11 protein-coding genes are annotated in these 10,723 nt (G+C 70.1%); 4 read left to right on the forward strand and 7 right to left on the reverse strand.

Annotated elements, in window-relative coordinates:
* Positions 1-60 precede the first annotated feature (60 nt).
* Positions 61-1,326: an amidohydrolase family protein gene (locus tag ACE3TE_RS10430; RefSeq protein WP_374604715.1), complete on the reverse strand. Its 1,266-nt coding sequence runs from the start codon at positions 1,324-1,326 to the stop codon at positions 61-63.
* Positions 1,323-2,714, reverse strand: coding sequence for an amidohydrolase (locus ACE3TE_RS10435; RefSeq protein ID WP_374604717.1), 1,392 nt, complete (start codon positions 2,712-2,714; stop codon positions 1,323-1,325). The genes ACE3TE_RS10430 and ACE3TE_RS10435 overlap by 4 nt, the downstream gene beginning before the upstream one ends.
* Before the next feature lie 140 nt (positions 2,715-2,854).
* Here ACE3TE_RS10435 and ACE3TE_RS10440 point away from each other — a divergent pair, with 140 nt between their 5' ends.
* Entirely contained in the window at positions 2,855-3,628 is a 774-nt protein-coding gene (locus ACE3TE_RS10440; RefSeq protein WP_374604719.1) for an AMP nucleosidase, read from the forward strand.
* 4 nt (positions 3,629-3,632) lie between these two features.
* Complete coding sequence (locus tag ACE3TE_RS10445; protein ID WP_374604721.1) at positions 3,633-4,247, forward strand: class I SAM-dependent methyltransferase; 615 nt, start codon at positions 3,633-3,635, stop codon at positions 4,245-4,247.
* A gap of 85 nt (positions 4,248-4,332) precedes the next feature.
* Here ACE3TE_RS10445 and ACE3TE_RS10450 read toward each other — a convergent pair whose 3' ends face one another.
* From ACE3TE_RS10450 to ACE3TE_RS10470, 5 genes are all read right to left on the reverse strand, one after another.
* On the reverse strand, positions 4,333-4,671 hold the full coding sequence (locus ACE3TE_RS10450; RefSeq protein WP_374604723.1) for a hypothetical protein: 339 nt from the start codon (positions 4,669-4,671) through the stop codon (positions 4,333-4,335).
* Between the two features lie 153 nt (positions 4,672-4,824).
* Positions 4,825-5,754, reverse strand: a complete 930-nt coding sequence (grxD, locus tag ACE3TE_RS10455) for a Grx4 family monothiol glutaredoxin (protein ID WP_374604725.1) — start codon at positions 5,752-5,754, stop codon at positions 4,825-4,827.
* Between the two features lie 134 nt (positions 5,755-5,888).
* Positions 5,889-6,527 (reverse strand): SGNH/GDSL hydrolase family protein, encoded by a 639-nt coding sequence (locus ACE3TE_RS10460; protein ID WP_374604735.1) that lies wholly within the window; start codon positions 6,525-6,527, stop codon positions 5,889-5,891.
* 13 nt (positions 6,528-6,540) lie between these two features.
* Positions 6,541-7,782, reverse strand: a complete 1,242-nt coding sequence (locus tag ACE3TE_RS10465) for an aminotransferase class I/II-fold pyridoxal phosphate-dependent enzyme (protein ID WP_374604727.1) — start codon at positions 7,780-7,782, stop codon at positions 6,541-6,543.
* Positions 7,783-7,854: 72 nt separating this feature from the next.
* The gene (locus ACE3TE_RS10470; protein ID WP_374604728.1) at positions 7,855-8,241 is read right to left on the reverse strand and encodes a DUF4345 family protein; all 387 of its coding nucleotides are present in this window, start codon (positions 8,239-8,241) and stop codon (positions 7,855-7,857) included.
* A gap of 61 nt (positions 8,242-8,302) precedes the next feature.
* On the opposite strand from ACE3TE_RS10470, the gene rsgA reads away from it, so the two are divergent.
* On the forward strand, positions 8,303-9,382 hold the full coding sequence (gene rsgA, locus ACE3TE_RS10475) for a ribosome small subunit-dependent GTPase A (RefSeq protein WP_374604730.1): 1,080 nt from the start codon (positions 8,303-8,305) through the stop codon (positions 9,380-9,382).
* Between the two features lie 17 nt (positions 9,383-9,399).
* Positions 9,400-10,644, forward strand: a complete 1,245-nt coding sequence (locus ACE3TE_RS10480) for a flavohemoglobin expression-modulating QEGLA motif protein (RefSeq protein ID WP_374604731.1) — start codon at positions 9,400-9,402, stop codon at positions 10,642-10,644.
* Positions 10,645-10,723 lie beyond the last annotated feature (79 nt).

Raw genomic sequence — 10,723 nt, forward strand, 5'->3', positions numbered from 1 at the left:
TACCAAGGGCAAATTCAGAAGATTCGCGCCTGAAGACGCTCCTACAGATTGGGCCGTGCGTCAGCGGGTGGGATACGCCCGCGGCAGCGCGCCTTCCGGCGCCAGGTAGCGGTCGCGCAGTTCGGTCTGGCGCGAGCTCATGCGGGCGGCAATGCCGTTGAACCAGACCTGTTCGGCCCAGGTGTTCACTTCCAGCGGATCGCCGCTCCACAGCACCAGGTCGGCGGCCTGGCCGACGGCGATGCGGCCGCGGTTGGCCACGCCGAAGGCATCGGCCGGCACGGCGGTCAGGCCGGCCAGGGCCGCGTCCCAGGGCAGGCCGTGGGCGACGGCATTGCCGGCCAGCTGGCGCTGCTTGCGGGCGTTGTGGGTGGCGTCGCCGCGCTGGCTGAAACCGACCTTCACGCCGGCCCGGTGCAGGCGCGCGGCCGTGTCCAGGCCCGAGGCCAGGCTGTCGAAGCTGCCGGGCAGGTTGGCCAGCGCATCCACCAGCACCACCGCGTCGGCGGCTTTGAGCTCCGCCGCCACGCGCCAGGCTTCGGCGCCGCCGGCGATGACCGGGCGCATCCCGTTCTTCTTGGCGAACGCGAGCACCTGGCGGATGTCGGCGGCGCGATCGACCTGGAACACCACCCGGCCACCGGCCAGGTAACGGGCCAGCGTGGCGCGGCCGGCGCGGGTCAGCAGATCGCCGTTGCCGGCACGCGCTTCGGCCACGGCCTGCTCGAGCAGCATCCACTGGCCGGCGCGGCTGCCGCCCGACAGCGGCGAGGCATCGCTGCCGAGGTCAATGAACAGGCTGCGGCTGCCGTCGAGCGCGGCGTCGTAACGACCATCAAGCAGCACCGCGCTGCCCTGGCCGGCGACGAAGCTGCCGCCCGGCAGCGCCGACGGCGACAGCACGGTGAAGGTGATGCCTTCGACGCGGTTCACGCCGATCGCGGCCGAGTGCGGATTGAAGGCCACGTCGACGTCGAACTCCGGGCGCCAGGACGAACCCTCGTGCGCCGGCGTCATCGCGCCCAGCGCGAGGCCGGCGTCGACGGTGGCGGCTTCGCCCGAGACTTCCTCGATGCCCAGGCCGGTGAGGCCACCGAACAGGCCCGGCGTCAGCGGCCGGCCCTTGGCTTCGACCACCGGCACGCCGGCGGGCGCCGCCAGGTCGGGGCCGATGGCGCGCACCACGCCGCCCTGCACCAGCACGTCGTGGTCCTTCAGGGTGCCGGCGGCGGCCGCGGTGTGCACGGTCGCGTCGCGGATCAGCAGGTCCTGGGCGGCGGCGGGCAGCGCGGCGGCCAGCAGGACGGAAATCAACAGGCGCTTCACGGTGACACCTCCTGGCCCAGCATGAAGTCGGACACCGGCTGGCGCGCCGGGTCGTTGCGGTCGTAGAGCAGGGCGCCGTCCACGTAAACCTTTTCCGCCTTGGCGTAGACCGAGAACGGGTTGCCGTTCCACAGCACCACGTCGGCCATCTTGCCTTCGGCCAGGGTGCCGGTGGCGTCGGCGACGCCGATGGCCTTGGCGGCGTTGGCGGTCAGCCAGCGGATGGCGTGTTCGGGCGGCAGCGACATGCCGACGCGTTCGCCGCGGGCCATCACCTTCGCCGCTTCCTGGTTCAGGCGCTGGATGCCTTCGCTGGAGTCGGAGTGCACGACGGCGCAGCCGTTCTTCGGCCGGTCCACCAGCGCGATGTTTTCCTGGATGCCGTCGTAGGCCTCCATCTTGAAGCCCCACCAGTCGGCCCAGAGCGCGCCGCAGATGTTTTCCTCGGCCAGGGTGTCGGCCAGCTTGTAGGCCTCGACGCCGTGGTGGAAGGCGGCGATCTTGAAGTCGAACTCGCGCGCGAGGTCGATCATCAGCGCCATTTCGTCGGCGCGGTAGCAGTGGATGTGCACGCCGATCTCGCCGCGCAGCACGTCGGCGAGGGTGTCCATGCGCAGGTCGCGGGTGGGCGGCTGGCCGTTGCCTTCCGACGACTTGCGGCGACGCTTGCCGTCGTCCTTGTTGGCGGCTTCGTACTTGTCCCACGCCTCGCGGTACTTCTGCGCCTCGATGAAGGCGGCGCGGTAGCCGGCCAGGTTGCCCATGCGCGTCATCGGTGCCTGGCCGCGGCTGCCGTAGACGCGCTTGGGATTCTCGCCGCAGGCCATCTTCACGCTGTGCGGCGCGTCCGGGAACTTCATCGCCTGCATGGTGGTGGCGGGCACGTTCTTCAGTACAACCCCACGACCGCCAATGAGATTGGCCGAGCCGGGCAGGATCATCAGCGAAGTGACGCCGCCGGCCAGGGCCGCGGCGAAACCCGGATCCTGCGGCCAGACGCCGTGTTCGGCCCAGACCTGGGCGGTGACCGGAGAGGTCATTTCATTGCCGTCGCCGTGCGCCGTGGCGCCGGGGCTCGGATACACGCCCAGATGGGAGTGCACGTCGATGATGCCGGGCGTCACCCACTTGCCGCGGCCGTCCACGACGGTGGCGCCGGCGGGGTCAAGGTCGGTGCCGACGGCGGCGACCTTGCCATCGCGCATCAGCACGTCGGCGTTCTCGAGGCGCTGGCCGTCGCCGGTGAGCACGGTGGCGTCGGTGATCAGCACCGGGGCCGAAGCCAGCGGCGAATAGGTGCTTGCGAACGGCGATTCGGCCGCCGGCGCCAGGGCCGGAAGCGCAAGCAGGGTAGTGGCCAGCAGGCTGGCCCGCAGGTGTGGTCGCATCAGGTGTCTCCCCCGGTTATCCGGCAACCCTAGCCAGCAAGGCGCGGGTTTGCCAAGTGCTTGAAGCTGGCTCCGGCCACGCGCGTGGCACAATGGAACCGCGTTACGGATAAGAAGAACAAGACAAGGATCACGAAAACATGAAGGACAAGAACGAGATCGTCAGCAACTGGCTTCCCCGCTACACCGGCGTCCCGCTGGAGGAGTTCGGGCAGCACATCCTGCTGACCAACTTCAGCGGCTACCTGGGCACCTTCTCGCGCATCACCGGCGCGAAGATCGTCGGCATGGACCGGCCGATGCCCAGCGCCACCGCCGACGGCATCACGCTGATCAATTTCGGCATGGGCAGCGCCAACGCCGCCACCGTGATGGACCTGCTGTCGGCGATCAACCCGCAGGCCTGCCTGTTCCTGGGCAAGTGCGGCGGGCTCAAGCGCAAGAACGAACTGGGCGACCTGATCCTGCCGATCGCCGCCATCCGCGGCGAGGGCACCAGCAACGACTACCTGCCGCCGGAAGTGCCGGCGCTGCCGGCCTTCGCGCTGCAGCGCGCGGTGTCGACGATGATCCGCGACCTCGGCCACGACTACTGGACCGGCACGGTGTACACCACCAACCGGCGGGTCTGGGAACACGACGGCGAGTTCAAGGACTACCTGCGCAAGCTGCGCTGCATGGCGATCGACATGGAGACGGCGACGGTTTTTTCCGCGGGTTTCGCCAACTCGATTCCTTCGGGCGCGCTGCTGCTGGTGTCCGACCAGCCGATGGTGCCCGAGGGCGTGAAGACGGAGGCCTCGGACCGCAAGATCACCGAGAATTTCGTCGAGCGGCACATCCAGATCGGCATCGAGGCCCTGCGCCTGATCCGCCGCCACGGCAAGTCGGTCAAGCACCTGCGCTTCGACTGAGGCCATGGGCAGCGAACACTGGCGCGACGTTTACCGGACCAAACCCGCCGACGGCGTCAGTTGGTACCGGCCGCACCTGGACATGTCGCTGCGCCTGCTCGAGGGCGCGGGCCTGGGGCCGCAGTCCCGGGTCATCGACGTCGGCGGCGGCGCCTCGACCCTGGTGGACGACCTGCTGGCGCGCGGCGTCGGCGAGGTGACCGTGCTCGACCTCGCCGACGAGGCGCTGGCCATCGCCCGCGAACGCCTGGGACCCCGCGGCCCGGCGGTGCACTGGCTTGCTGCGGACGTCACCCGCGCCGGGTTGCCGGAGGCGGGTTACGACCTGTGGCATGACCGCGCGGTCCTGCATTTCCTGGTCGACCCCGAGGCTGCCGCGGCCTATGTGGCGCAGGTGCGGCGGGCACTGGTGCCGGGCGGGCACGTGGTCATCGGCGGATTCGCACCGGGCGGCCCGGAGCGCTGCAGCGGCCTGCCGGTCGCCCGGCGCTCGCCTGCCGACGTGGCGGCCCTGTTCGGCCCGGATTTCAGCCTGGTCGGCGAAGCGGGCGAAGACCACCAGACGCCGACGGGCTCAATCCAGGCCTTTTCCTGGGCCGTCCTGCGAAAGCAATTGTAGGAGCGCCTTCAGGCGCGAATTGCTTCTTTGCCAAAGGCAAAGCCAAAAGATTCGCGCCTGAAGGCGCTCCTACGGGGACTGCGGCTTACCAGTTGAAGACGAAGCCGACGACATCCGGCTGCGGTTTGGCTTCGGAGAAGCGCACCGTGCACTCCACGATCTGTTTGGCCTCGGTCGTCAGGCCGGGTTCGATGGTGATCGGCGCCGTCAGGAACTGCTCGCCGTTGGGAACGTCCTTCATGCTGGCAGCGAGTGCCTGCAGGTCGAGTTCGTAGAGTTTGCCGTCCAGCCGCGACTTCGCCGCCGCTTCGCAGGCCTGCGCCGCGAGTGAATTGCGGTCGTTGTTGCTGGCCCCTCCGTCGGCGCCGCCGCCACAGGCCGCGAGGACCAGGGTCGCGGGAACCGCCACCAGCCAATTGCGCATAAGTTGTCTCCTGGGTGCTACCACGCCCTTGCCTTGGGGGGATGACCCGGTTGGGCGGGTTTGGTTGCCCGCAAAAGTTAGCGCAATTGCTCTAAAGTCGCCAGAAAGGCCGCGTGAAGGCCCGGGTCGGCGAACCGCCCGGGCCGGTGTCGGTCAATAGCGCGGCAGCGACGGGTCGATCTCGGTCGACCAGGCGTCGATGCCGCCCTCGACGTTGTACAGGTCGTGGAAACCCAGGCCGCGGAAGTACTCGGCCGCCTGGCGGCTGGAGTTGCCGTGGTGGCAAATGAAGGCCAGCGGCAGGTCCTTGGGCAGGGCTTCGAGACGTTCGCGGCTGTCCTCGTCCAGCACCTCGTGGGGGTGGGGGAAGGGCACGCGGGCGCGGTCGGCGGCCGGGCGCACGTCGATCACGTCGATGGTGCCGGCGATGATGTGGTCATGCAGCTGCTGCACGCCCATCGGCTTCACGGCCGGCGGCGCGTTGGGGTTGTGGATGGCCAGGCCGGCGCCGCGGGCGTCTTCCACCCAGTCGATGCGCAGGCCGCGCGCGCGCGGCACGCTGGCCAGGTCCAGGTGCAGGCGGATGCCGGCGGATTCGGTCACCACCTCGTGGCCGGTGGCCGGCTTGAGTTCGAAGCGGGCGTTGAAGCGCGGGTCCACCGACAGGTGCAGCACCGCGTCGCCGTCGCCGTTGTCCAGCGCGCGATTGATCGCTTCGGCGGCGGCCGGGGTGATTTCGATCGCGGGCGGGCTGCGGTCCGGCGCCGGCAGGCCGAGCATCTGGTGCAGCTCGCCGCTGTTGAGCATCTGCTCGATGATGTCGCTGCCGCCAAGCAGTTCACCGCCGACATACAGCTGCGGGATCGTCGGCCACTGGCCGTAGACCTTGATGCCCTCGCGAACTTCCGGGTCCGACAGCACGTCGACGTGGCCGAACGACGGCACCAGTCCCTTCAGGATGCCCGCGGCCTTGGCCGAGAAGCCGCACTGCGGCGTGTCGGGGCTGCCCTTCATGAAAAGCACGACGTGGTTCGCAGCGAGGATGCCTTCGATGCGGGCGCGGGTATCGGGGGAGAGGGACATGGGGGAACTCCTTGGAAATCCTCGCAATTGTAGCGTGGCTGGCAAAGGGGACAGGTGCATTTGTGCGCTTTGCGCGCAAATGCACCTGTCCCCTGTTCAGCGAAGCTTCGGGACTGAAGTCCCTCCCACAAGGGCTAGCGGAGCAGGCGCTCGGCGACGGGCAGGGCCAGCGCCGTCCAGTCGGCATAGGCCCGGGCCGAGGGGTGCAGGCCGTCCTCGGCGATGCGGTCGGGCTGGTCGCCCGGCGAGCGGCTGGCCGGGGTGATGTCCACGAAGGCGACGCCCCGGGTCGCGCATTCGGCGGCGGCGGCGGCGTTGTAAGCGTCGAGTTCGCGGGCGATCGCCGCCGTGTCGCGGCCGCTGGCCTGGCCGAAGGGGGTGACGCCCCAGTCCGGGATCGACAGCACCAGCACGCGGTCGGCGCGGCCGCCGGCCAGCCGGATGCTGCGGTCGAGCAGGCTGGCGAATTCCGCGCGGTAGTCGTCCACGGGCCGGCCGCGGTACTGGTTGTTCACGCCGATCAGCAGCGACACGAAGTCCCACTGCCCCAGCGGTTCGGCGGCGTCCATCGCCGCCGACAGCTCGTCGGTGGTCCAGCCGGTGGTGGCGATGATGCGCGGCCCGGCCAGGGCGATGCCGCGCTCGCGCAGCGCCGCGGCCAGCTGCACCGGCCAGCGGCCTTCCTCGGGCACCGATTCGCCGATGGTGTAGGAGTCACCCAGCGCCAGGTAGCTGATTTCCCCGGGCTCGCCGGCAGGCAGCGCGAGGGCCATCGCCAGCAGCGCCTCAGGCCACATGGCGCTTGCGCTGGCCGGCGCGCGCGGACAGCACGCGGTTGATGCGCTCGAACACCTCCCGCACCACCGGCGCCTCCGGCAGCAGGGTGATGCGGAAGTGGCGCGAGCCCGGCACGTTGAAGCCGCTGCCCGGCACCACCAGCACGTCCTCGTTTTCCAGCAAATCCAGCGCGAACGCCTGGTCGTCGAAACCGTCGGCCGCCGGGCCCACGACCTGCGGGAAGGCGTACAGCGCGCCCATCGGCGCCACTACCGACAGGTGCCCGCTGGCCGTGCAGCCGTCGATCACGGCCTGGCGCGATTCGTACAGGCGCCCGCCCGGCACGGTCAGCGCACGGATGGTCTCCGGCCCCTGCAGCGCCGCCGGCACCGCGAACTGGCCCGGCACGTTGGCGCACAGGCGCATCGCGCTGAGCAGGTCCAGCGCATGGTGGAAATCGCCCACCCGCAGCGGGTCGCCCGACAGCACCGCCCAGCCCACGCGCCAGCCGCAGGCGCGCCAGACCTTGGACAGCCCGCCGAAGCTCAGGCAGGGCACGTCGCCGGCCAGCGGCGCCAGCGGCGTAAACACGGCGTCCTCGTAGGTGATGCCGTCGTAGATCTCGTCGGCCATCAACAGCAGGCCGTGGCGCGCGGCGATGTCCACCAGTCGCTGCAGCAGCGCCGGCGGATAATTGGCGCCGGTCGGGTTGTTCGGATTGATCACCACCAGCGCGCGGGTGCGCGGCGTCACCAGCTTTTCGATTTCGTCCGGGTCGGGCAGGAAGCCGTTTTCCGGGGCGCAGCGGTAATACACCGGCCGTCCCTGGTTGAGGATGGTGGCGGCGCTCCACAGCGGATAGTCGGGCGAGGGCAGCAGCACTTCGTCGCCGGGGTTGAGCAGGGCGCGCAGCGACATGTCGATCAGTTCGCTGACGCCGTTGCCGACGAACACGCGCTCGGCGCAGGCATTGGGCGTGCCGCGCTCGCGGTGGGCGGCGGCGACGGCTTCGCGGGCCAGCGGCAGGCCCTGCTGGTGGGTGTAGGCGTCGGATTCGGCCACGTTGCCCGACAGGGCTTGCTGCAGGTGCTCGGGGGCGCGGAAACCGAAGGCGCCGGGGTTGCCGATGTTCAGGCGGATCAGGTCGCGACCCTGGCCTTCGAGCTCGCGGGCGCGGCGGGAAAGTTCGCCGCGGATGTCGTAGCGGACCTCGCGCAGGCTGTCGCGGGTCGGCATGGGGCTGTGGGGCATGGTGCAGCGGGCTCGGGCAGGGGGTCTGGGCCCGAGGTTAACGGAATCTTGACGGGCTTTCAGCCGGGCATTTCAGCCAGCGCGCGGCCTGCGACGCAGGGCCAGGATCGCCGCGGCGGTGAAGCCCAGCTCCCAGACCAGGGCGCCGGCGAAAAAGCCGGTGAACTCGCCGCTCAGCGCGATGCCCAGCAGGCGGGCGGCCGCGATGCCGCCGTTGATCAGCGCCACCGACCACAGGCCGGCTTCGCGCCAGGCCGGCCGCGCCGCGCAGACCAGCAGGAAGCTGCCGAGGCCCAGCTCCAGGCCGCCGTAGAAGGCCCGCAGCTCGACCAGACCCGCCGCCGTGCCGCCAATGCCGACGCCGCCGAGCACGGCCGCCGGCGCCGCGGTGATGGCGATGCCGAAACCCAGGAAGCCCAGTCCGGCCAGCACCAGTACCCATTTGCCGATTTTGTCCATGGGCCCAGCATGGCCCCGGAAAAGTGAGCAGGGCGTGCAGGCCGGCGTATCATCGCGGCCAATGTTGCCCATCGAAGACGACCTCGCCCCCCTGCGCGCCCTCGGCTGGCCCGACGACGCCGCGGCCCGCGAGGCACTTGCCGCCGCCGCCGGCCACCGCCTCGCGCGGGTCGCCAGCCAGCACCGCACCGCCTACGACGTGGCCACCGGCCCCGACGAGATGCAGATGAAGGTGCAGCCGCCGATGCCCTGGACCCGGCCGCGGTTCCCGCCGGACCAGCGCGCGGCGGTCGGCGACTGGGTCACGCTGGATCAAAGCGGCAAGACCATCGTCGACCTGCTGCCGCGGCGATCGATCCTCAAGCGCGGCGCCGCCGGCGAGCACCACCGCCAGCAGCTGATCGCCGCGAATGTCGACCACGTGCTGGTGGTGGTCGGGCTTGACCAGGACTTCAACCCGCGCCGCATCGAACGCTACCTCGTGCTTATCCGCGCCAGCGGCGCCGACCCGGTGCTGGTGCTGACCAAGGCCGACCAGTGCGAGATCGTCGAGGACTGCATCGACCTGCTGGCTGAAGTATCCGAGTCCGGCGTGCCCATCCACGCGGTCAATTCGAAGGACCCGGACAGCACCGCGGTGCTGCATCCCTACCTGGGCCCGGGCCGCACCGTGGTGCTGGTCGGCAGCTCCGGCGCCGGCAAGTCCACGCTGACCAACACCCTGCTGGGCCGCGAGAAGATGAAGACCAACGCCGTGCGCGCGAACGATTCGCGCGGCCGGCACACCACCACCGCGCGCGTGCTGATGCCGCTGCCGCAGGGGGGCTGCCTGATCGACACGCCCGGCATGCGCGAAGTGAAGCTCAGCGGCGACGAAGACGTGGCCGACGCTTTCGAAGACGTCGAAGCCCTGGCGGCGAACTGCCGCTTCCGCGACTGCGCCCACGTGAACGAACCCGGCTGTGCGGTGCAGGCCGCCGTCGAGGACGGCAGCCTCGACGAGGCGCGCTACGCCAACTACGCCAAGCTGCGCGACGAGATGGAAGCCGCGGCGACCTCGCAGGCCGAGCGCAAGGCCGATGCGCGTGCGGTGAACAAGCCGCCGAACAAGCGCCTGAAGGACAAGTACGGCCGCCGCTGATGGCACCGGACCCGCGAATGCTCGAACACCACGCCGCGCTCGATGCGCGCCTGGTGGCGGCGGTGCGCGGGATCCGGCTGCTGCAGGCGGTGAGCTGGCCACAGCACGTGCAGCAGGATTTCCTGGCGGGTTGGCGGGCTGGCCGCAGCGTGCTGCCGCAGGTGCGCTACGACGCGCCGGAGTTGGGCGACGTGCGCCGGGAGCTGGCGGCGATCGCCGCGGCGGCCGATGCCGACGAACCGCTGGGAATGTACCTGCGGCGCACCGCCGACAGCTGGTCCGTCGCCACCCAACTGCTCGAGGCGGTGGGTACGCCGGCCGTGACCGAACATTCCGTTCGCCTGTTCGGCCGCCCGGGCGACATCCTTCCGGGCGACGGCCCCAGCAATCTTGATGCGGCCCGGCATTTCATCGGGTTCGCCGACGAACTGGACCAGGAACTGCACGTCGCCGAGGCCGACTACGTGCTGTCGGCGCAGACCGTGCAGGCCGAACTCCAGCTGGCGATGGACCGGTTCTTCGTGCATCACGCGGTGACGGTGGAACTGGACCCGGAGCTGATCGCCAAGGCCGCCGCCGGCCCGACCCGCATCCGCCTGCGCAGCGGCACCGGCTTCAGCGAATACGACCGGCACCAGTTGCTGGAACACGAAGCCTTCGTGCACACGCTGACCGGCCTCAACGGCCGCGAGCAGCCGCACTTCAAGTCGCTGGCGCGCACCTCGCCGCGCGTCACCGCCACCCAGGAAGGCCTGGCGACATTCGCCGAGCTGGTGACGGGCGCGATAGACATCGAACGGCTCAAGCGCATCAGCCTGCGCATCGTCGCGATCCACATGGCGATGCACGGTGCCGACTTCGTCGAAGTCTTCCGTTTTTTCCTCGACGCCGGGCAGACCGAGGCGGACAGCTTCGCCTCGACCCAGCGCGTATTCCGCGGCGTGCCGACCACGGGCGGCGCCGCGTTCACCAAGGACACCGTGTACCTGCACGGGCTGCTGAGCGTGCACACCTTCTTTCGCTGGTGCCTGCGCCATCGCCGGCTGCGCCTGACGCGGCTGCTGTTCGCCGGCAAGATGACGCTGCAGGATGTGTTCGCGCTCGAACCGATGTTCGACGCCGGCGTGCTGGCCGAGCCGTTGTACCAGCCGCCCTGGGTGCAGCGCGCCGCCGGCCTGGCGGGCATGCTGGCCTTCTCGCTGTTCGCCAACCGCATCCGCCTGGACCGCGTCGACGCCGACGACCTCGTCCTGGGCCTCTGACTGCCCCTGTAGGAGCGCCTTCAGGCGCGAATCTTTTGGCTTTGCCTGCGGCAAAGAAGAGATTCGCGCCTGAAGGCGC

Origin of the sequence: Arenimonas sp. (assembly GCF_041919775.1) — a bacterium.
Taxonomy (GTDB): domain Bacteria; phylum Pseudomonadota; class Gammaproteobacteria; order Xanthomonadales; family Xanthomonadaceae; genus Arenimonas.